Source organism: Azospirillum sp. Marseille-Q6669, from assembly GCF_965111635.1.
The window spans coordinates 64,198-85,658 of record NZ_CBCOOP010000007.1; the positions used below are offsets into that span (position 1 = coordinate 64,198).

The following is a 21,461-nucleotide window of genomic DNA, read 5'->3' on the forward strand; positions in this document are numbered from 1 at the left end:
GGCATGTCGGTGGGGGCCGTTTCCTCCCGGTCCGGTCCGAGGGAAAGGCATCCGGCGGAATCGGCGGCAAGCGGGTGTGGCCCCGCCTTGTCGATCCCGCAAAACGGCGTTTCAAAGGCTGTGTCTTGTATCAGGCGTTGACGGAACCGTGATCTCTTCCCGTGCAAGCGTCAACCCGGAAAGTAAAAAATATTGTTGTTCTTCATGGTGTTATGAAGGTGGCGGTGATAACGCTGCTTCTGCCGTCTGCTCCGTCCGCCGGGGTGTTGCGTGTGGTCCCGGCGGTGCATGGTGGAAAAGGAGCCGGCTACAGGGTGATGAAGGCGATGTAGGGCTCGCTGCCGGCCATGCCGGTGGTGACGGTCATGGCGCTCACGGCCATACCGGTGAAGGTCATGCTGGCGTCGATGGTGCCGTTGCCGTCGATGTCGCAGCGGACGGTGGCGCCCTTGTAGCCTTCGGCGCCGCCCATCTCCTCCCAGGTCAGCCGGGACTGTCCGGGCACGAAGCCCCAGAGGGTCGCCCACTCGCCGCGCTCCAGATCGACGATGGTGGACCAGGTGACTTCGCCCCCGCGTCCATCGACGAAGAAGGTGTCCTTGCCCGGCCCGCCGATCAGCCAGTTGGAGCCTGAGCCGCCGTCCAGCACGTCGTCCCCGGCTCCACCCGACGCCGCGTCGTCGCCGCCCATCAGGTTGATGAAGTCGTTGCCGTCCGACCCGCCGACCACCTCGTCCTCGGCGGTTCCCAGGAAGCTCCACTGCAGGTTGGTGACCGGCCCCTCATAAGCATAGGCCGCCACCGTCGTCTGCACACCGTCCACGATCCGGCTGAAAGGCACGGAGGGCCGCGCCGGAGCCGGGTCGGGAAGCGGCGCCGAAACCGACGGGGCGGCCGGCGACGGCGTCGGAGAGGGGGCGGGCGGGGCGGCGGGGGTGCTGTTGTCGGGTTGGGGCACCGGCACCGGGGCGGGCGGCTCGTTGGCCTGGGGATCGGAAGGGGGCAGGGGGTGGTCCCGCCGCCGTCCTGCGGGGGCACCGAGCCGGTGCCGGAAACGATGCCCATCAGTGTCCAGGCGAGATCCTGGAGGCCGGCCGTCAGGGCCGGGGACAGTGGCAGCAGGCTGTAATCGTGGTTGTAGGCGTCGGCGAACAGCGGGTCGCCGGTCCGGTCGTTCGCCCCATAGGCGCCCACCTGATGCAGGAAGTTGGCGTCGATGGCGTTCTGCCCCGCCGACAGGATCGTCACGTAGCCGCCGAGCGGCACCGCCCCCGACACGAGGTTGCCGGTGACCGTGTTGTTTGCCGGGATGCCCGCCGCGCCCGCCAAGGGCACCCACTCAATGCGGATGAAGCTCTCGCCATTGGCGCCCAGCACGCCGATGTTGTTGGTGACGGTGTTGTCGTGGCCGCCATGGATCATGACGGCGGCCCAGGCGGTGTCGCGCAGGAAGTTGTCCCGGACGGTCACGCCGCTGGTCAGGTCGTCCAGATAGATCCCGTAGCCCTTGTAGTCGCGCAGCCACTGGCCGGTGCTGGTGGTGGCGATGCCGCCGGTGTGCTCGACCCGGTTGCCTTCGATCCGCGTGCCGGTGTTCAGGTTCGACCGCCCGAGCAACTCGATGCCGCCGGAATCCGCCGTCTCCAGTCCCGTGTTGCGGACGCGGTTGTGGAGGATGGCGTTGTTCAGGCTGATGGTCGCGGTGTCCCAGTTCTTGACCGAGATGCCGTAGCGCGAGCTGTGGTCGATGTCGTTGTGGGAGATCACCGTGTCGCTGATCCCCGACGCCATGATGCCGCCGGCGTATTTGCGCACCTCGCCGATGTGTTGGATGCGGTTGCCGGTGACCGTGTTGCCGATCGACTGGCCGGTCAGCGCGATGCCGTTGATGCCCAGATGGTCCAGATAGTTGCCGCTGACCAGATTGCGGTCCGATCCCTGGGTCAGCCGGATGCCGGTGCCGACGTTCACGAAGCTGTTGCCGGCGATTGTGTTGACGTCGCCGTTGAGAACGTCGAGCGCGTTGCCGCCCGTCGTCGTGTTGGTGAAGGTCAGCCCTTGGACCGTCACTCCATTGGCGCCGTTCAGCCGCAGCAGCGTGCCGAGCCGGGCAACCTCCACCCCGGTCCCGGTGAAGTCCTCCCCCGCCTTGATGACCAGCCGCCCGTCCGAGGCGCGGTAGGCGAACTCCCCGACCTGATCGACGTGGGCGCTGTTGCCCAGCAGCTTGAAGGTCGAGCCGTCGCGCATGGTGAAGGGCGCGTCGGCGGTGAAGGTCAGGGTACGCGTCACCGTGTCAACGCCGGCGACGGTCAGGATCGCGTCCTGGAGCCGCTCGGTGTCGAAGACCTGGACCCGGCTGCCGGGCACCAGATCGGCGGCGGTGACATCGCCCGCGCGATAGCGCAGCGCGTTCTTGCTGGCGCCATAGGCGCTCGCGTCGGCGACGAACCAGCCGGTGGTCGGATCCTGCGGGTCGTAGGCGCCCTTGGAGGCCAGCCGGTAGCGCACGCCGTCGACGGTGACGTCCAGCCCCGGCGCCGCGGACAGGGGCGCCGACCAGACGCCGTTGCCCTCATAGGTGAAGCCGGTGACCCGCTCGCCGCCGCTGAGGACCGCCTGCTCGCCCGGATAGCCCAGGATGCGGACGCCGCTGTCCGGCGCGCCGAGGCTGAGCGTGCCCGTCAGATTGTAGGAGCCCTCGCGCACGTAGGTCGTCTTGACGGTGCCGGCGCGCATGGCCGCCTGCGCCCGCTCCAGACTGGCGAAGGGGCCGTCGGTGCCTTCGGCGTTCGGCGCGGCCAGCCGCCCGGACCAGCTGTCGTTGCCATTCTTCGCCACGTAGAAGGCGTCGCCCTGCGTCGCCGGCGCGTCCGACGCGCTGCCCTGGAAGACCGGGGCGGCGACCGCCAGGGTGATGGAGCCGTCGTTGGAGGGCGCGGGGGTGGCAAGGGTCTTGCCGTTCACCGCCACGGCGCCAAGCGTCAGCTCTCCCACGGGCAGGATCCGCACCGTGTGGGCAACGGACGGGTCGACAGTCACGCCGAAGGTGAAGCGTTCGGCGGTGCCGGACGCAGCCTCCGCCTCCCCGACCAGATTGCCGTCCACCAGAACCTTGAAGCGCACCGGCCCGGTGGCGGACGCGCCGCCCGCCGCCTCGATGGCGATGGCGATGGGCTTGGTGATGACCTCTTCCGGCTTGGGCGGCGGGCGGACCAGCGGACCGCCGAACATTTCCTCGCCCAGGCCGAAGGACAGCAGGCCGCCCCAATAGAGCCCGACTTGGCCGGCAACCACGTCCTTTCCGTCCACCGCCCCCTTGTCGTAGGTGACCCGCGCGTCGGTGGATTGGACCTCCTGCCCGTCGACGGTGATGGAGCCGACGAAGAGGTTGCGGTCCACCCCGTTCACCACCCCGTCGTTGTCGTACCAGATCGAAATCCGATGGGCCTGATCAGGATCGACCGTGGCGGTGAAGCGGTAGGGCGTGCTGGAGGTGGCGGCGACCCACGTCTCGCCGATCATCACGCCATCGACCAGCAACCGGAAATGCGGTGCTTGGCCAGCGGACACGCCCCAGGCGTTCACGACGATCGGGATGTCGATGGTCCGTTGCGGGGACGTGGACATGCGGGATCCTGGAGCCTGCGGGCGGGAAAACGCCCGTCCCGAGGGTTGCGGAATGCTCCCTCGCGTCCCAGAATTGACATACCACTATCGATTGGATGTGTGACAACAGAGCTGGCATCGCGCCGAAGGAGCCCTGCTGTTCCGCGGGGGGTACACGACCTGGCTGCTACAGACGCTGTACGGGCAGGCGCAGGGGCTCTTCGGTGCGCCACATCGCCTCGGCCCGGTCCGCAGCCGCGATCATGCAGGACCGGAACGTTTCCATATGGGGGGCGGAACTCCAGGTTTGCCGTGCCGCCACGCTTGCGCGTGCGGACATTGCGGCAAGGGTGGCGCGATCCTTGATCAGGCGGTGCAGTGCTGCGCGGAACGCAGAATGAAAGGCCGGATCACAGGGGCGATCGGTTGCCCACAAAATTGGGCACAGGTCCTGTCGAACGCCCGGAGGATCGTCGGCTATCTCCAGAACGCCCCCCCGGCCGGGGACGACAACGCCGGTCACGCCGTTCTCGACCAAGGCGTCCATTCCCACGATGTCGGAAACCACGGGGACAATACCGTCCTTCATGGCATGCACGACACCGTTCCGATAGACCACTGAGGCCGGCATGACGAAGAGGTGGGTGCGAGCCACCAAACGCTGGTAATCTTCTTTTGCCAAAGGCTCCGGCATCCACCGGATGCGCGGATGCGCGGCGGCGGCTGCTCTCAGCCGTGGCGACAGCGTGGCTGGTAACGGCGTTCGCAGGACGAGTTCGATGTCTTCATGCTCTTCGGCGAGGTCGAGAAAGGCGCACAGCACGTCCACCCCGCCGCGGTAGAAGAATCCCTCGTCGGTGAAGCGGTGACTGGCGGTGAACAGCAGGCGCAACGGGCCGTCCATCGGTTTCGGGGGCGGCCGCGAAACCTCGCCGTCCACGAGTTCGGCTTCGCAAGGATTGACGAACACCAGTTTCTCGGCGATGGGCGTGCTGCGAAACAAACGTGTGAGTGGGTTGCCGTCCAGCGGGTAATGCGTGATGATCGACAGGCAATAATTCGATTCCAAGAGTGTCCGCATCATCCAATAGAGCGGGGATTCCTCTGACGAGACTGCCAGGGAATCGAATGGCACGAACGGCTGGAACAGCGCCGGGAGCACGTCGAACCAAAGCACGAATGGCCGATGACCCGTGGTGAGAGGCAGGTTGGTCAGGAAGTCCAACCCGGAACCGCCGGCGTCCGGCAAGGTCGCGATGAGCTTTGCGCCGAGAAAACGTGCGGCGTCGGCGCGGCTGATCTTCGGATGCGCGGCGCACAACGCTTCCACCGTCGGCAACGTCCGCTCCACCTCCGAGGCCGCCTTATTCAGCCATCCGGGGTCCGGCTGGCTCGGGAAATGGATATCCAGCCCCTGGGTCCGCGTGAGCATCCCCGTGGTGCCCGGATGGTCGGCGTCGAAAACTGTGTAGTAAGGCATGCGCTGCGGGATGAAGAAGCGCCGGGGGAAGAGCGGCGGCGCCGACGCGGTCTTCGGCATGGCGCCGTACAACTGGTCGAGCAGATGCGGTGCGGCGAGCGCGGCTTGCGCCAGCGGCCCGAGGAACCGATGCTCCGCAGGCGCCCTTGCAAACCCATCAAGGGCCAGCCGGAAGGCGTTCTCCCAGGCCCCGCATTCGATCAGGATCTGTGATTGTCGGAAGACGTCATCCACGCTCGTGGCTCCCGCCTCCAGCGCCGCGAACCCGGCTTCGGCGGCGTCCCGGAACCGTCCCATGCGTGCCAGGATTTGCCGACGCAGGCTCTCGAATTCGCTGCGCGGCACGTTTTCGGCGGTGTTCTCAAGGTAGCGGAGCGCATCCCCATAACGACGCGACCGCAGCAGGAGATCAACAGAGATGCGCGGTTCCATTTGTCACAATCCGTCCGTTTGGCCGTAACGGCGGATAAGCCCAACGAGTTATGCCGTCAACGTATCCTAAACGGGATCAGCTCGTGATCACACATCTGATAGGTCATGGGAGGACCCATCAAATGCACACCCCGGCCATGGTTCGGCGCCCGAGACCATGGGCATGCGAAACGCGGCGTCGGACCTCTACCGGGTCGTATCGACCCAGATTGCCGACGCCCGCAGTTTCGCGACCAGCCGATAGCTCCAGTCTTTCATATGCAGGTGCAGCGGATTGTCGTTGAGGGACTCCAGGTCGAGGCTGTGATCCTCGCAGACGATGAAGTGTGGCCGGTAGCGGCTGAAATCGTTTGATCGCAGCACGTCGAGATCCATGCCCTCGGCATCGACGGTAAGGAAATCGATCGCCGTCCCCGATGGCAGATGAGTGTCGAGAATATGGTCAAGCCGCTGCGGCGCCAGCATCACCTGCCCGATGGTCTGGGAATGGCCGCTCACGATGGCGGCACGCTTGCAACTGGCCGTGTTCAGCGCCGGTTCGTCGTAAAGGTCGAAGTTCGTCGGCTCTGTCCCGCACCCCACCAGCGTTTCAAGATTGACGTCGCGCGGCCGATGCTTGCGGAACGCCTCCATGCTGCCTGGCGTGGCGTCGATGTTGATGCCGCTCCACCCGTTCAAATAGAAGATGCAGGTCGTTGAAAAGCGGTATGGATGGTGTGCTCCGACATCGACGTAAAAGCCGGTCGTCCGCGGTTCCAGCAGGCGTTGGAGAACCCGGTCCTCGCCTTCCTGCGCATAGGACAAGCCGGCGAAGGGGCTGTTCAGAACAGCCAGGAACTGTTCGGCACTCAGATTCGCCATATTGAGCGGCATGACAGAATTCCTTGTCACGGGGTAAAGGCTTGAGTCCAGCACTGAGCGATCGGAAGTGTGGTGTCGATATCTACCCGCTTGCGTCGTGCAAACACTATCGTTTCCGCGGAGTCCTGGGGATGCGGCGCGCATGGCGCCTTCGTCGGTTTCGCCAGGAAAGCCTGGAAAATCGCAGGCGTGCCGTGCTTGAACCAATCGACGTTGCTCCTTTCGGGGCGGGGACCGTCCAGGCGTGGCGGAGCAGTGTAGGAGTGGCCGATGGCGCGTATTGCGGGAGTTGCGGGCTGGAACGGCGCCGGACCGGCAACGGCACTGGCGGGAAAACTGCTGACAGAGGTCGGGGTCACGCCCGCCACGCTTTCCGGCGTGGGAGGGACGGCGTTTGCCGGTGGACCGGGTGTCGATGTTTTCGACGACGGAACGCTGGCGGTGACGGTCGATGGGCGCATCTACAATCCAGAGGACTTGACGGAAGGCGGTGCCGACGGGGATGCGGCGGTGCTCGCCGCCGGGATCCGGCGCTTCGGCGTCGTCGGTGCGTTGGCTCACGTCAACGGCGACTTCGCCGTTGCGATCGTCGACCGGCGCACGGGTACGGTGTCGCTCGCCGTTGACCGCTTCGGCATCAAGCCGCTTTATCATACCCCCGGCGATGGCCCGCTCGCGTTTGCATCCCGTCCCCGCTCGCTTCTTGCATTTCCCGGTGTGTCGGCGGCGGCGCGGGACGATTACGTCGCGGCGGTGGCCGTTGCGAATTACCGGTTCTTCGATGTGGAGCCGACCCGCTCTCCCTACACCGGCATCGAGCGGCTGCCGCCGGGATGCGTGCTGACATGGCGTGACGGCCGGTCCGTCGTTGCGCCGTACGCCGCCTTCGTGGAGGATGAGTTCGATGCGCCGGTGGAGGCCTTGGCCGAAGAGTATGCAGCGCTGCTGCATGACGCCGTGGCTCGGCGGCTCAAGCGGGCTCATCGTCCAGCTTTCACCCTATCGGGCGGGCTCGACAGCTCGTCGGTTCTGATGACCTCCCATCGTTTGACTGGTCAGCGCCTGACTGCGGTTTCCTCCGTGTACGACGGTGCCAGCTACGACGAGTCTGCGGAGATCCGCGACGTTGTGGACACGGGAGCGTGCGATTGGCTTCCCCTGCGCATCGAGCAGCCCGACCTGTTCGGCTTGGTGGATCGCCTTGTCCGGCTGCACGACGAGCCGGTGGCGACGGTCACCTGGCTGTGCCATCATCTGCTGGTGGAGGACGTCCGCGACCGGGGGTTCGGTTCGCTGTTCGGCGGGCTCGGCGGCGACGAGCAGCATGCGGGCGAATATGACTACTTCTTCTACCACTTTGCCGACCTGCTCGCGGACACAGACGAGGCCTCGTTCGCGCATGAGGTCCGCTGCTGGGTGCGCAACCACGACCATCCCGTTCACCGCAAGTCGCTGGAACGGGCGCAACAGATGATCGCCGTGCTCACAGATCCCGCCGACCACGGGCGATGCCGGCCCAACCTTGCCCTGCGCGACCGCTACCGGCAGGCGCTCAATCCCGATTTCTTCGACGTTGACCGCTTGGCACCCGTCTACGACCGCCCGTTCCGCCAATACCTGAAGAGCCACAGTGTCAACGAACTGACGCGCAACACGATGCCCTGCTGTCTCAGGGCCAGCGAGCGCAACACCAACGCCGCGGGCATCGACGATTTCTTCCCCTTCCTCGATCACCGACTGGTGTCGTTCATGCTGCGCGTGCCGGGCAGGCTCAAGATCCGTGACGGCGTGACCAAGCACTTCCTGCGGCTGGCGATGCGCGGGACCTTGCCCGAGGTAACGCGCACCCGCGTTGTGAAGACCGGGTGGAATGCACCCGCGCACCTGTGGTTCGCCGGCTCTCTGCGTGAACCGCTTCTCGACCTCGTCCGTTCGCGGGATTTTGCGGAGCGCGGGATTTATCGACCCGCGGTCGTGGAGTCCCTGATTGAGGAGCACACCCGGATCGTCGCGCGTGGCGAAGTGCGCGACAACCACATGATGTTCCTGTGGCAACTCCTCAATCTGGAGCTTTGGCTGCGTTCGCTCCCGTCACGATGAGGCTGGCCGCCGCGGCCGCCGCGCGGTCCAGTGCCCCGGAGGGGAACAGGCACTCCAGGGTCGTCGCATCGACAGCGGCCGGCGTTTCAATCTGGGCTCGCAGCGCCCGCTTCGCGGCGCGTCGCGTCGTGGCGACCGGCACGACGCCGGCGGTGGCCAGCGGCAGCCAAGTCGCTTCCACAGCGCGCGGCAGGACGCAGGCGACCGGGCGGCCGAGAAGGGCCGCCTCGACCAACAGCATGGACGTCATACCGACCACCAGATCGGAGGCGTGCAGAACGTTCAGGGACGGACCGCCCTGGCTAACCGCGTCGAACCGTTCCCGCAGGTGCGCAAGGTCGGCTGGGTCGTTCTTCGGGTGAAGGCGCAGCACCAGATGGATGCGGTCGCGGTGGGAGGCCACAGCCCGCAGCACCTCTTCGGCGACGATCTCGGTGCGCCCGTCGTGGCCGCCATCGCCGGTAAGCGTGTAATCGGGAGAACGGGTGAACTGCCCGGCGTCCAGCCCGTCGGAGCGCTCCGCCGCGAACAGAACGATCCGGCGTCCAGGAGGCCGCTCCGGAAAGAGGCGCCGACGCAGAGCGCGGCGGTCACCTGCGGAGAGCCGCTGCCGCTCGCCGCGGATCGTATCGTAACGCGGGTGACCAGTGACGACCACCCGTGATTCAGCGACGCCGAGCGCGAGGAAGCCTTGCCGCGTGGTGTCGTCGGGCACCAGCAGTCCGTCCGGCAGGAAGGCGAGCGGGTCCCCGCCGCGGCCGCGGAACCGGCGATCCAGGTTGGTGGATGCGTCGACAAGCCCTCCCGAACGAATGCCTGATGCACGCGCCGCCGCGATCATGGACAGGACCGGGCTGTCCGGGTTTTCCGAGGTTCCGGCGAGCAGGAGCCGCGGCCGATACTGGACCAGCAGGTCACCCGGATCCCCGTCGGGCAGACGGTCCGCGTCCACCCCCATGGTCCGGAGGTGCGCCACGGCCGGTCCGGTGGCGACCAGCCGCACGGAATGTCCCAGCGCCGCCAGACGTTCCGGCAGCAGGGCCGCGAAGTTGGCTGCGCCCGGATCCTCGACGGCGATGAGGATGTCGGGCGGGCTCATGGCGTTAACGCTGGGCAGCCGGTCAGCGCCGACAGCCGGACGGCTTCGACCGTTCGGGCGGTGCGGAGGGCCGACTCCCCCGGACTGTGCAGCGGCGAACCGTCGGCAAGAGAACGGGCCAAGTTGTCATAGACCTCGAACAGCGCATGACCCGCCGTCGACGCAAGCGGTTCCGCCTGCTCCGGGCACAGTTCCTTCGCGCCGGTGATCGCCCGGTTGTCCGTGCATGGATCGATGGTGATCGACAGGCCCTCGTTGGCGATCCGCAGGCGCCCCCGTTCGCCCCAGACATCGAGTCCGACCTCGCGGTAATGGCGAAAATCGAGGCACTGGAACACGGCGAGGAGCCCCCCGTCGAACGTAAGGGCGAATGGGACATCGAAGTCCCCGTCGAAGGGCAGGGCGCCATGGTCGCGCGGAGGAGCGAGCGCTCGAACCGACGCGACCTCTCCGAACAGCATGCGGGCGAAGTCGATGACGTGGGAACCGTTGTTCAGCAGCCCGTTCCCATAGACACCCGTGACGGCCTGCGGGGCACCGATCCGCCGGACCAGACCGCCCTCGGCCAACGCCCGCAAGCGGCGGTCGCAGCGCCGCCAGAAGTTGACCTGAAGCGCCGCTCCGCGCTCACGGCAGAGCGCGACGAACGCCTCCGCTTCGCCGAGCGTCGAGCCCAGCGGCTTTTCGGCCAGCACCCCCCTCGCCGTGGCGAAGGGAGCGAGGGCCGAGCCTCGAACGGTGGGCGGCGTCGCCAGCACAACCACGTCCGGCGCGGCCTCGGCTGGCAGGTCCTCGATGCGCCTGGCCGTGTGGCGGACTTCCCAGATCGCCCTCGCGGCCTCAAGCGCCCGCTCGTCGGGATCGACCGCGACGTCCCACCGGTAGGCCGGATGGTCGCGAAGAACCTGGGCATGGGCGGCGTAGGGATAGTAGCGGCGGGTACGGGGGTCGTCGGCATACCCGAGGGCCATCCGTCCGAGCCCTACCAGAGCGGTGCGATAGGGCGTGGTCACCGGGGGGGCTTCTCCTCGCAACCGTTGTTGATCGCAGCCAAATGTGGGTCGGCCGCGATGAGGGCGAGGATCTCGGGAGTGCCGAATCGGTCGCCGTACCGGGGCTCAAGCCGCCGGTACACCTCGCGGATGAATTGAAGGTCCTCGGGGTAGTCGAGTTGGAAACGGCGTGCCGGAGCCCGGTAGCGGGCTGGCGCGATGAGGTGGATGATCCGGTACCGCTCCGGGTGCTCGTAGAAGTGCAGGGTGACGTGTTCGCGCACGGCCGGATCATCGACGGTGCGTTCGACCTCCTCCAGGATGCCGCGACGGAAGACCTGGACGTCGACGCCCATGGGAAAGGACGGGCGTACGACGTTGCACACGACATCGGCGTCGTTGGCGAGAAAAGTTTCCACGCCGACGTCGATCACCTCCGGATCGATCAGGGGGCAGTCGCCGGTCACTTCGACCACGAGTTCGGCCTTCATCTGCCGGTGCGCGCCGACGACGCGGCCCAGCACGTCGTCTTCGCTGCCGCGATGGACCGGAAGGTTCCGTGCCGTCGCCCATGCCTCCAGGGCGTCGTCGGCCGGGTTGGTGCTGGTGGCGAGAACGATGTCGTCGAGCGTGACCGCGCGCCGCAGACGGTCGACCAGCCGGTCCAGGGCCGTCCGCTCACCGATGTCGGCCAGCACCTTGCCCGGCAGCCGCGAGGATCCCATTCGCGCTTCGATGCAGGCAATGGTCCGTGGTTTGCCGCTCACGCCGCGTTCCTTCCGTCAGCCGATGCGCCGCAGGTCGTGCCGGTGCGCATGGACCTTGCAGATCGCCGCGATCAACGCGTCGATCTGCCCGTCGTCCAGATCGTGCGCGCATGGTTCGAATCCGACGAGGCTCTCGGCATGCATGCGCTCGGCGACTGGGCAGAGGCCGGGCTCGTAGCGGACGTCGGACAGGGTAAAGGGAAAGCCGTCGCGCCCCAGGGCGATCCGCTTCTGAAACGCGGGCAGCAAATAAAGCGGACGAACGTAGCCTTCGAAGTTGGGAAAGCCCTCCGCGGCCAGGGCCTTGGCGAACTGCGTCCGTGTCGCGCCGAGTTGCGCGGGATCGACGCGCAGGGCCCAGACGTAGTAAACGTGACGGCAGCCGGGCCGCACCGTGGGCGGGGTCAGCCCCTCCAGCCCTTGAAGACCCGCGCTCAACCGTTGCCCGATCCGCTCGCGTGAGCCCACCAGTTCGTCGATGCGCGCCAATTGCGTGATGCCTACCGCCGCCCCAAGTTCCGTCAGGCGGTAGTTGAACCCCACCATGTTCACCGGCATTTCCATGCCGACGGCCTCCACGGCGTTTTCGCCGTGATTGCGGATCATTTGGAGCCGCAACGCGAGATCGTCGTCGTCGGTGACGCACATCCCCCCTTCCCCGGTGTGGATGTGCTTGTGGTAGTTGAGGCTGAAGACGCCGATATGGCCAACGGTGCCGGCCAAGCGTCCCGCTTCGGACGCCAGCGGCCCCTGGGCGTTGTCCTCGACGAGGAAGAGGCCGTGCCGGTCGGCCAAGGCGCGCAGCGCTCCCAGCTTTGCCGGATGGCCGAACAGATTGGTGACGAGAATGGCGCGGGTGCGCGGCGTGATGGCCCGTTCCACGGCGGCCGGGTCGAGCGCGAAGGTTTCCTCCTCGATGTCCACAAAACGCGGGATCGCGCCGTAGACGAGTGGCGCCATGGCCGTCGCCGACATGGTGTAGGGCGGCACGATCACCTCATCGCCGGGGGAGACGCCGATGGCGCCCATGGCGGCGAAGAGGCCCGAAGTGGCGGAATTGACCGACACGGCGTGCCGGGCGCCGAAGCGCCGCCGCCACCCCTCCTCGAACTGCCGGACCAGGGGACCTCCCAGGAACTCGTCCCCCCAGCTTCCGTAGAACCCGGAGAGGCACCCGGACTCGGCGACGCGCGCCACCGCCTCTACCTCGGCGCGGCCGATCGACCGGCGCGCGGGCAGTGGCTCCCGAAGCACCGGGGTGCCTCCCAGAATGGCCAATGCGCTCATCCCTCAGCCTCCGTCCGTACCGCCGCAGTGCTGAGCGGAGGCCGCCGCAACGGCGCGTGCTCCAGCGTGATCAGCCGCTTTTCCTCGAAGCGCCGGAGATAGGCGTGAAGCCGCCCGAAGGGCAGCCCATGACGCTCCGCCACGTCCAGCAGGGTCGTCCGTCCGTCGAAGTACCGGAACAGGCAGTCGAGCAGATGCCCCCAAGCATCGGCATCCTGATCCAGGCTCTTGTCCACCGTAGGATCGAACCGTTCGAAATAGAGATCGTATTTCGGGTTGGACAGGCAGATCAGTCCCCTGAAGTGCCGATGCATGACCGCGTCGTTCTCCAGAACGTCAATGACGGCCTGCAGCACCCGTTGGGTCTCCACCATCCGGCTGGCGTCCATCAAGGCGGGGCCATCAAGGCTGGAGTGGTATTCGCGAAAGGGATAGTCCGGGTTTTCGGACCGCGTGAGTTCGATGAACGGAATCTCATGCCCGGGCGCCTCCCAGACCGTCTCGTCGTTTCCGGCCCCACGCCGCCAGGGTGCCAGGACGTGGCCCTGCGCGTGGTGGCGCAACGCGTTGGCCATGGCCCGGTCGATCGTCTGGCCGCCGAGAAAGGTGGAGGTGGCGCGCAGCGGGCCTGCCGTTCCCGGCATTTCCATGAAGATGCCGGACACCATTCGCGCGATCTCGGCATCCGAACGGTCGCGCAGGTAGAAGACCGAGCCCAGGTGTTCGGGGGCCAGGACCAGACGGTAGTTGTAGTGCGTGCTGCGCCCCCGCAGCCACTGGAACAGCCGTACGAGAATGGCCGTTGCAGCGAAGCCGTCGTTCGCCTGGTGGGGGTGGCAGGTGTTGGTGTTGAAGACGATGACGTCGTCCGACCGGCCCTGGTGGTCGTAAATGCCGACCAGCATCTCTCCCGGCTCGTACTCGGCCTCCAGCTCAATGGTATAGCGGCCTGGACCCAGCGTCCGGTAGACCTCATGAGGGACCGAGAACGCCCAGTCCGCAGCCCATGGACGGTACTGCCACATGCAATGGAACATGTAGGCGTCAGGCAGGTCCGGGTTGGTGACCAGATGCGGCTTCAGTTCTTCCCAGTCGAGGTCTCCGCAGAATGACCGGGAGTAGCGGGCGACGGCGAGCGTGTGGGCGCGCCCGTCGAACACCACCGCGTCGCCGCACCGGATCAACGCCCGCTTGACGCGCCAGTTGTCCGGGACGACCCAGCCGTTGTGCTCCGATCCGGAGGGATAGCGGTGGACAACGAAAGGCAATTCGCTCGCCAGCCTGCGGAACAGCGCCTCGTTGTCGTCGGCGACTACCCCCGTCGCGAACGCGCACAGCTCCTCGGTCAATGACAGGAGTGCGCTTGACGTGCCGTCGTCTCTCATGACTTCTTCACATCGAACACGAGCATGTTTTGATAGCGCTTTGGCGGTTTCGCTTCGTGTCGGAAGTATATTTCGTCAACGTCGTTTCCGAAAAGCTCAAGCATTTCATCGCACGTCTGAATGTGGGACGTTTCGAAATTGAAGTCGCCGCCCTGCGTCTTGGGGTCGCTCCAGTCCGCGGCAACGGCGATGTAAGCGCCTTTGCGGGCCACGCGCAGCACCTCGTTCGCGACGTGCTGCATGTCCTTGCTGTAGCTCAGAACCCAGCCCAGCAGGATCACGTCGAATTGCTCGTCCTCATAGGGAAGGTTGTGCATGTCGCCGAACTCGACCAGAGGCGAATAGGAGATCAAGTCGACCGCGGTGATGTTCTCGGGCTTGAATCCCAGGCCCATAAGGGCGAAGAGTTCGATCTCCGTCCGAGGTCCGATCGAGAGGATCTTGAGGCTGCCGACTTGGTGCATGACGCGTTCGATGGCGACGATCGGGTAGATCAGGTGGATTGGACGGTCCACCTCAACCGAGGCTTTGACGGCCTGGATGTTGTACGTCACCGTGTTGGCGGCAACCTTCTCCGTCGGCGGGGTGCTCGCCACGTCCTCGGCACGATCGAGATACAGGTTCAGCCGGTTCCGTGCCAGATATTGCCGGACCCAGCGCGTCTCCAGAAGCAGTGCCGGATTGCGGCGCAGAGTGCGGAAAATCTCGCGGGCGGCCTTGGCCGTGAGACTGCCAAAAGGATTGCGGCTGAGCGGATGGTCAGGCATAGGGGTCTCGCGTGGTCACCGAAGGCGCTTCATCTCATGCCTTTTTTATTGACAATTCGTTGATCCGACGGGCAAAGCGATCGCATGCGGCGCCCGCCGCCTGCGGCTGAAAGGGTTACCTTCGATGCGCATCGGTTCGTTCGACACGGCACGGCGCGTACTGATCGTTGCCGAAATCGGCAACAATCACGAGGGCAACCCGGCTGTCGCCGAGGAACTGGTGGACCGTGCCGCCGAATCCGGGGCCCACGCTGTCAAGTTCCAGACCTTCCGCACCGAATGTTTCGTCTCGCCCGTCCAGTCGGAACGGTTTGAGCGGATGAGGCGCTTCGAACTCGCCCCGGAGGTCTTCGTGCGTCTCGCCGAGCGGGCGCGCAAGGCGGGGCTGCTGTTCCTGTCGACGCCGCTCGATCTGCCCAGCCTGGCGGTTCTGGAACCCCTGGTCGACGCCGTGAAGATCGCGTCGGGGGACAACACCTTCGTTCCCCTCCTGCGCGCGGCGGCCGCCACCGGAAAACCGATGATCGTGTCCACGGGGCTGGCGCGGCTGGACGAGGTGGCGTTCGCCAAGGCCCTGGTCGAGAGCGTCTGGGCCAGCCGGGGCGCGGATCCAGGGCTTGCCCTGCTGCATTGCGTGTCGTCCTATCCGGTGCCGTCCGGCCAGGAGAATCTCGCCGCGGTGGTCACCTTGTCGCGGCGTTTTGGCTGCACGGTCGGCTATTCCGATCACACGCTGGGTATCCGCGCCGCCGTCCTCGCGGTCGCCGCCGGCGCCCGCATCGTGGAGAAGCACTTCACGCTGGACCGGAACCACTCCTCCTTCCGCGACCACCAGCTCTCCGCCGATCCGGCGATGCTGCGGGCTCTGGTGCAGGACATCGCGGAGGCCGAAGCCATGCTCGGCACTGGGGTGAAAGAACCACAAGAGGACGAAGCCGCAGCCATCGGCGCCATCCGGCGCTCCATTGCGGCGGCGCGACCGCTTGCGGCCGGCAGCGTGATCGGTCCGGACGACATCGTTTGGCTGCGGCCCGGCGGCGGAATCGAACCGGGGCGGGAGGATCTGGTTCTAGGGCGCCGGGTGCGCCAGGATCTCCCCGCAGGCGCGATAATCGCGCCCGATGTTCTTGCCTAGCCGCTTCCAAGGGAGTCGCCATGTGCGGCATTGCCGGTGCCATCGGCCCCATCGCTCCAAGCCGTGACCGCGTCGAGCGTACGCTGGCGCTCATGCGCAACCGGGGGCCGGACGCCCGTGCTTTCCATGAGGAGCGTCTCGGGCAGTGGTCCGTCACGCTCCTGTTCTCCCGGCTGGCCATCGTCGACCTCGATGCGCGTTCGGACCAACCCTTCGAACAGGACGGCCTAGTCCTCGTTTTCAACGGCGAGATCTACAACCACCTTGAGCTTCGCCGGGAGCTGGAAAGCCATGGCCAGGTCTTCCGGACCGCGAGCGACACGGAGGTGCTGCTGCAGGCTTGGCGCCGGTGGGGCGACGCCGCTTTCGACCGGCTGGAGGGAATGTGGGCCTTTGCCCTCCTCGACCGGAAGGCGGGGCAGGTGGTTCTCAGCCGCGACCGTTTCGGAGAGAAGCCGCTCTACACATGGCGAGTCGGCGAGATGCTCTACTTCGGCTCGGAGGTGAAATTCCTGGCGGCGTTGGGCGGAATCAAGCCGGACGTCAACGTGGAGCAGATCCGCCGTTACCTCGTGAACGGCTACAAGGCGCTCTACAAACAGCCGCACACCTGGTTCCGCGGCGTGGAGGAGTTTCCGCGCGCGAGCTGGGCCGTGCTGTCCGCCCCGGGACCGATCGAGACCCGGCGTTACTGGACGCTCACTTACGCACCGCGCCCGATGACCGCCACCGAGGCTCTGGCCGGCGTGCGCGACCGGCTGGAGAATGCCCTGCGCCTGCGCTTGCGCGCCGATGTGCCGGTCGCCTTCTGCCTGTCGGGCGGCGTCGATTCCACCACGCTCGCCGGTCTGGCGGTTCGGCGATTCGACCAGCGCATACACACCTTCTCCATCATCGACGGTGACGAACGCTACTGCGAGTCGGACAACATCGACATGACGGTCCGCTATCTCGGGGCCGAGAGTGTTAAGGTCCACACATCGACCGAAGGCTTTTTCGACCGTTTGGCGGCGCAGGTCGCCTACCATGATGGTCCCGTCGCCACCATCACCTACTATCTTCACGCCTTTCTAAGCGAAGCGATCGCGAACGCGGGCTACCGGGTGTCGCTGTCGGGCACGGCGGCGGACGAGTTGTTCACCGGCTATTACGACCACTATTCGATGTGGCTGGCGGAAATGCACGGGCGCGCCGATTACGATCGACTTCTGGACGACTGGCGCGCCAGCTACGGCGCCTATGTCCAGAACCCGGTCCTGAAGGACCCCGCCGCATTTGTGCGTAATCCAGGCGAGCGCGCGCACATCTATCTCAACGCCGACCTGTTCCAGACATGGTTGACCGAGCCGTTCCACGAACCCTTCGAGGAGACCGCCTACACCGGTAACCTCTTGCGCAACCGCATGCTCAACGAACTTTTCCACGAGGCCACACCGGTCATTCTGAAAGAGGATGACCTGAACTCGATGCAGTACTCGGTGGAGAACCGGTCGCCCTATCTGGATCGGGCACTCGCGGAATTCCTCTACACCGTACCGGCCGAGCACCTGATCAGGGACGGCTATCCCAAGTGGTTGCTACGCGCCGCGGCCGAGGGCGTGGCCGACGACCGAGTCCGCCTCGACAAGCGCAAGCGTGGTTTCAACGCGTCGATCGACAGCCTGATCAACCGCGGCGATCGCACCACGCGCGACCGTCTGCTGGCCGATGGCCCCATCTTCGACATCGTCCGGCGCGATGCCCTGGAGGCGTTTCTGGCCGGCTCCATGACGGACAACAGCTATTCCAAGTTCCTCTTCGGCGTCGTGTCGGCCAAGCTGTTCCTCGATCATCACAGGGCTTGGCAGCCATGAGGTACTGCACCCGCTGCGTTCTGCCCGACACGCGTCCGGGCATCGTGATCGACGCCGAGGGCGTCTGCACGGCCTGCCGCGGCCACGAGGACAAGCTCCACCGGATCGATTGGGACGCCCGTCGGGCGGCCTGGGACGCGCTGGTGGCGGAGGCGAAGGCCCGGTCCACCGGCTACGACTGCATCGTGCCGGTCAGCGGCGGCAAGGACAGCTGGTATCAAGCCATCCGCGCTCGGGAGTGCGGGCTGAAGGTGCTGGGCGTGACCTGGCGCACGCCGGCGCGCACCGACATCGGTCAGCGCAACCTCGACAACCTGATCGCCCGCGTCGGCATCGACCACATGGACGTGACGCTCGATCCCGCGGTGGAGCGGCGTTTCATGATCGGCGCCTTCGAGCGCAAGGGGGCGACCGCCATTCCGATGCACATGGCGCTGTTCGCCATTCCCATCCGGCTGGCCGTGCAACTGCGCGTTCCGCTGGTGATCTGGGGCGAGAACCCGCAGCTTGAGTTTGGGGGGAGCGAGGCTGACCGGCTCGTCACCGATCTCGACCTTGCGTGGATTCGCCGTCATGGGGTCACCAACGGCACGGCGCTCGACGACTGGGTGGGTGTCGAGGGGCTGACAGCCCGCGACCTGGTCGGTTACCGCCTGCCCAGCGACGAGGAGTTCCACGCCTTTTCCCCCAAATCGGTGTTCCTTGGGTCGTTCTTCCGCTGGAACTCCTTCGAGAACACCCGGATTGCGGCGGCGCACGGGTTCGAGAGCGGAGAGGACCATCTCAAGACCGGCGTCTGGGCGTTCGCCGACATCGACTGCCACTTCATCGCGCTGCACCATTTCCTGAAGTGGTACAAGTTCGGCATCCTGCGCAGCTTTGACAATCTGTCCGTCCAGATCCGGTATGGCATGATCAGCCGGAAACAGGCGATCGAGACCCTGCGCCGGGACGGGCTGCGGGCGCCGTTCGACGACATCGCTCGCTTCTGCACCTTTGCGGGCAAGCCGGAGGCGTGGTTCTGGGAGGTGGCCGAGACCTTCCGCAACACGGCGATCTGGGCGAAACGAGACGGGCGCTGGACGATTCCCGGGTTCCTCATCGAGGACTGGGCGTGGTGAGCCCCGCCGCTCCCGCCGCCTGCATCCTGTGCGGCTGTGTTGCGCATGATCGGCTCGCCGAGTTCACCGCTCCGCCCCCCGGGGAAACCAACTTCGGCATCATCGATTACCGGAGGGTCCTCTGGCGGTGCCGCGGGTGCGGGCACGTCGTCAACCGTTACGGGTTTGACCTCGCGTCACGGCTGTACGAGGGGGCCTATGCCGCGGCTACCTATGGGGACGGCATGCGGCAGACCTTCGCTCGCATCATGGCGCTTCCGCCTTCCCGGTCGGACAACCGGCAACGGGTTGCCCGCATCCAGCGCTTTGCCGAGGAATCGGGCCTGGGCGGCGATCGCAGCGTCCTGGACGTGGGCAGCGGGCTCGGTGTGTTTCCGGCGGCGATTCGGGAGGCCGGCTGGCGCTGCACGGCTCTCGATCCCGATCCGCGCGCGTGCGCCATGATTGCCGAACTGGCCGGCGTGGCAACGGTCTGCGGGGATTTCACCACGCTTGACCTGACCGAACGCTACGATGCCGTGACCTTCAACAAGGTCCTTGAACACGTCGAGCTCATGATTCCCATGTTGGCCCGGGCACGCGACCGGCTCGCCGCGGGAGGCTTCGTTTACGTCGAACTGCCGGATGGCGAGGCCGCCCTGGCCGAGGGACCGGATCGCGAGGAATTCTTCATCGAGCACCACTGCGCCTTCTCCATGGCGTCGTTCGCCCTGCTGGCGCGCAAAGCCGGGTTGCGGGCGCTTTGCCTGGAGCGCCTGCGCGAGCCCAGCGGCAAATACACGTTGCGCGGTTTCCTGGTCCCGGCGGAAAGCGGCGTCTCATGAGCATTCACTTGGAGTTCCAGCCATTCGAAAGCCGCTTTCTGGGTGGGCCCGCCTACCGGCTTTCGTTGACGCCGGACGGCAACCCCGACCGTGTCCGGCTCGCGGCGGAGGTCGGCCGCGCAATCGCCGACGGTGCGCGGCTGGTGACGGCGCGCATACCGGCCGTAGCGGCGGCACAGGCTGCGGCGTTGGAGGCGGTGGGTTTCCGGGTGGTGGAACGGTTGGTCACCCTGGAACGCCCGCTGGAACCCGTTTGGCGGATGCCGGCGGGGGTACGGTTGGCCACGCCGACCGATCTGTCCGCCTGTTCGGCCATCGGCCGAACCGCCTTCCGGTTTGACCGGTTTCACCGGGACGCGCGCCTGCCGGAGGGCAGCGCCGACGCCATCAAGGCCGCGTGGGTCGAGAACGGGCTGAACGGACGGGCTGACGCGGCCCTGGTTGCCGAGACGGACGGGCAGGTCTCGGGCTTCGTCCTGTGCCTGCGGTCCGGCGCGGCGGCCGTCATCGACCTGATCGCCGTGGCCGGCGCGTACCGCGGGCAAGGGTGCGGCCGGCGCTTGGGCGCGGCCGCGCTTGCCCATTACGCCGCCCGGGGCGCATCCTGCATGCGCGTCGGCACCCAGGCGGACAACGAGGCGTCGCTGGCGCTCTATCATGGGCTTGGGTTCCGGGCGGTGTCGGAAGCCCTCACCTTCCATTGGGCTCCGGGAGGCGGCCGGTGAAGCGATTGAAAGCCGGGGTGATCGGTTTGGGCGTCGGCGAGCGGCACGTCGCCACCTACAAGAGTCTTACGGGCATCGAGGTCAAATCCGTGTGCGACGTCGATCCGCAGCGTCTGGCGGAGGTCGCCGACCGCCAGGACGTGGCTGGGCGCTTCACGGACTATCGGGGGATCACCGAGGATCCGGAGATCGACGTGGTCTCCATCTGCTCCTACGACGATGCCCATGCCGCGCAATGCCTGTCCGCGTTCCGCAATGGCAAGCACGTCATGGTCGAGAAGCCCGTCGTTCTGTTCCGCAAGGATGCCGAAGCGGTCCTGCGCGCTCAGCAGGACAGCGGAAAGCTGATCACATCCAACCTGATCCTTCGCCGCAGCCCGCGTTTCCGGGAACTGCGCCGCCAGATCGCGGACGGCGAGTTCGGCGAGATCGTCGCCATCGAGGGCGATTACCTCCACCAGATCCTGTGGAAGCTGACCGAAGGCTGGCGTGGCCGGATGGGCTTCTACTGCGTGGCCTACGGCGGTGGCATTCACCTCATCGATCTGATGCGCTGGTTGATCGGACAGGAGGTGACCGAGGTCTGCGGCATGGCGAACAAAATCCTCACCGCAGGCAGTGCCTACCAATTCGACGACACGACGATCAATCTGCTCCGCTTCGAACGGGGCACGCTTGGCAAGTCGATGTCCTGCCTGGGACCGCAGCGCACCAAGTTTCACGCCCTCAACGTCTACGGCGTGAAGCGGACCTTCATCAACGACCTGCCGCACGCCAAGCTGTTCGACGGCGACGAACCGCGCAACGAAAGCGCCGTCATGACCCCTTATCCGGCGATCGACAAGGGAGACCTGCTGCCCGAGTTCGTGCAGGCCATCCGCGAAGGGCATGAACCGGACGTCGGTGCGCGCGACATCTTCCGAATCATGGACGTCTGCTTCGCCTGCTGGGAGTCGATCCGATCGGGACGCACGCTCCCGGTCAGCTACCTGATTTAGAACAGATTCTTCTTCCTGGACCGTTT

17 protein-coding genes are annotated in these 21,461 nt (G+C 66.3%); 7 read left to right on the plus strand and 10 right to left on the minus strand.

Annotation, left to right across the window (positions count from 1 at the left end; genetic code table 11):
• Window positions 1-307 precede the first annotated feature (307 nt).
• The 4 genes from ACWPXE_RS31765 to ACWPXE_RS31780 all read right to left on the minus strand — a co-directional run bounded on the left by ACWPXE_RS31765 (window position 308) and on the right by ACWPXE_RS31780 (window position 6,394).
• Window positions 308-802: a hypothetical protein gene (locus ACWPXE_RS31765; RefSeq protein WP_454021024.1), complete on the minus strand. Its 495-nt coding sequence runs from the start codon at window positions 800-802 to the stop codon at window positions 308-310.
• Window positions 691-3,630 (minus strand): carbohydrate-binding domain-containing protein, encoded by a 2,940-nt coding sequence (locus ACWPXE_RS31770; RefSeq protein ID WP_454021025.1) that lies wholly within the window; start codon window positions 3,628-3,630, stop codon window positions 691-693. The genes ACWPXE_RS31765 and ACWPXE_RS31770 overlap by 112 nt, the downstream gene beginning before the upstream one ends.
• 166 nt (window positions 3,631-3,796) lie before the next feature.
• A complete protein-coding gene (locus tag ACWPXE_RS31775; protein WP_454021026.1) occupies window positions 3,797-5,521 on the minus strand; it encodes a glycosyltransferase in 1,725 nt (574 codons plus the stop codon).
• Between the two features lie 186 nt (window positions 5,522-5,707).
• A complete protein-coding gene (locus ACWPXE_RS31780; RefSeq protein ID WP_454021027.1) occupies window positions 5,708-6,394 on the minus strand; it encodes an FkbM family methyltransferase in 687 nt (228 codons plus the stop codon).
• A 258-nt stretch (window positions 6,395-6,652) separates the two neighbouring features.
• Here ACWPXE_RS31780 and ACWPXE_RS31785 point away from each other — a divergent pair, with 258 nt between their 5' ends.
• A complete protein-coding gene (locus tag ACWPXE_RS31785) occupies window positions 6,653-8,482 on the plus strand; it encodes an asparagine synthetase B family protein (protein WP_454021028.1) in 1,830 nt (609 codons plus the stop codon).
• On the opposite strand, the gene ACWPXE_RS31790 is transcribed toward ACWPXE_RS31785, so the two are convergent.
• The 6 genes from ACWPXE_RS31790 to ACWPXE_RS31815 are packed head-to-tail and all read right to left on the minus strand — an operon-like array spanning window position 8,442 to window position 14,779.
• Window positions 8,442-9,581, minus strand: coding sequence for a hypothetical protein (locus tag ACWPXE_RS31790; RefSeq protein WP_454021029.1), 1,140 nt, complete (start codon window positions 9,579-9,581; stop codon window positions 8,442-8,444). The genes ACWPXE_RS31785 and ACWPXE_RS31790 overlap by 41 nt on opposite strands.
• Complete coding sequence (locus tag ACWPXE_RS31795; protein WP_454021030.1) at window positions 9,578-10,552, minus strand: Gfo/Idh/MocA family protein; 975 nt, start codon at window positions 10,550-10,552, stop codon at window positions 9,578-9,580. The genes ACWPXE_RS31790 and ACWPXE_RS31795 overlap by 4 nt, the downstream gene beginning before the upstream one ends.
• Before the next feature lie 38 nt (window positions 10,553-10,590).
• The gene (locus ACWPXE_RS31800) at window positions 10,591-11,340 is read right to left on the minus strand and encodes a cytidylyltransferase domain-containing protein (RefSeq protein ID WP_454021031.1); all 750 of its coding nucleotides are present in this window, start codon (window positions 11,338-11,340) and stop codon (window positions 10,591-10,593) included.
• Window positions 11,341-11,355: 15 nt separating this feature from the next.
• The gene (locus tag ACWPXE_RS31805; protein WP_454021032.1) at window positions 11,356-12,627 is read right to left on the minus strand and encodes a DegT/DnrJ/EryC1/StrS family aminotransferase; all 1,272 of its coding nucleotides are present in this window, start codon (window positions 12,625-12,627) and stop codon (window positions 11,356-11,358) included.
• Window positions 12,624-14,012 (minus strand): DUF4910 domain-containing protein, encoded by a 1,389-nt coding sequence (locus ACWPXE_RS31810; RefSeq protein WP_454021033.1) that lies wholly within the window; start codon window positions 14,010-14,012, stop codon window positions 12,624-12,626. Before ACWPXE_RS31810 ends, ACWPXE_RS31805 begins: the two co-directional genes overlap by 4 nt.
• On the minus strand, window positions 14,009-14,779 hold the full coding sequence (locus ACWPXE_RS31815; RefSeq protein WP_454021034.1) for a class I SAM-dependent methyltransferase: 771 nt from the start codon (window positions 14,777-14,779) through the stop codon (window positions 14,009-14,011). The genes ACWPXE_RS31810 and ACWPXE_RS31815 overlap by 4 nt, the downstream gene beginning before the upstream one ends.
• A 124-nt stretch (window positions 14,780-14,903) precedes the next feature.
• Between ACWPXE_RS31815 and ACWPXE_RS31820 the strand changes: the two genes are divergently transcribed.
• The 6 genes from ACWPXE_RS31820 to ACWPXE_RS31845 are packed head-to-tail and all read left to right on the plus strand — an operon-like array spanning window position 14,904 to window position 21,435.
• Complete coding sequence (locus ACWPXE_RS31820) at window positions 14,904-15,914, plus strand: N-acetylneuraminate synthase family protein (RefSeq protein WP_454021035.1); 1,011 nt, start codon at window positions 14,904-14,906, stop codon at window positions 15,912-15,914.
• Window positions 15,915-15,934: 20 nt separating this feature from the next.
• Complete coding sequence (asnB, locus tag ACWPXE_RS31825; RefSeq protein WP_454021036.1) at window positions 15,935-17,767, plus strand: asparagine synthase (glutamine-hydrolyzing); 1,833 nt, start codon at window positions 15,935-15,937, stop codon at window positions 17,765-17,767.
• The gene (locus ACWPXE_RS31830; protein ID WP_454021037.1) at window positions 17,764-18,888 is read left to right on the plus strand and encodes an N-acetyl sugar amidotransferase; all 1,125 of its coding nucleotides are present in this window, start codon (window positions 17,764-17,766) and stop codon (window positions 18,886-18,888) included. Before asnB ends, ACWPXE_RS31830 begins: the two co-directional genes overlap by 4 nt.
• The gene (locus tag ACWPXE_RS31835; protein ID WP_454021038.1) at window positions 18,885-19,712 is read left to right on the plus strand and encodes a class I SAM-dependent methyltransferase; all 828 of its coding nucleotides are present in this window, start codon (window positions 18,885-18,887) and stop codon (window positions 19,710-19,712) included. Before ACWPXE_RS31830 ends, ACWPXE_RS31835 begins: the two co-directional genes overlap by 4 nt.
• Window positions 19,709-20,437: a GNAT family N-acetyltransferase gene (locus tag ACWPXE_RS31840; protein ID WP_454021039.1), complete on the plus strand. Its 729-nt coding sequence runs from the start codon at window positions 19,709-19,711 to the stop codon at window positions 20,435-20,437. The genes ACWPXE_RS31835 and ACWPXE_RS31840 overlap by 4 nt, the downstream gene beginning before the upstream one ends.
• Window positions 20,434-21,435, plus strand: coding sequence for a Gfo/Idh/MocA family protein (locus tag ACWPXE_RS31845; protein WP_454021040.1), 1,002 nt, complete (start codon window positions 20,434-20,436; stop codon window positions 21,433-21,435). The genes ACWPXE_RS31840 and ACWPXE_RS31845 overlap by 4 nt, the downstream gene beginning before the upstream one ends.
• Window positions 21,436-21,461: the final 26 nt, after the last annotated feature.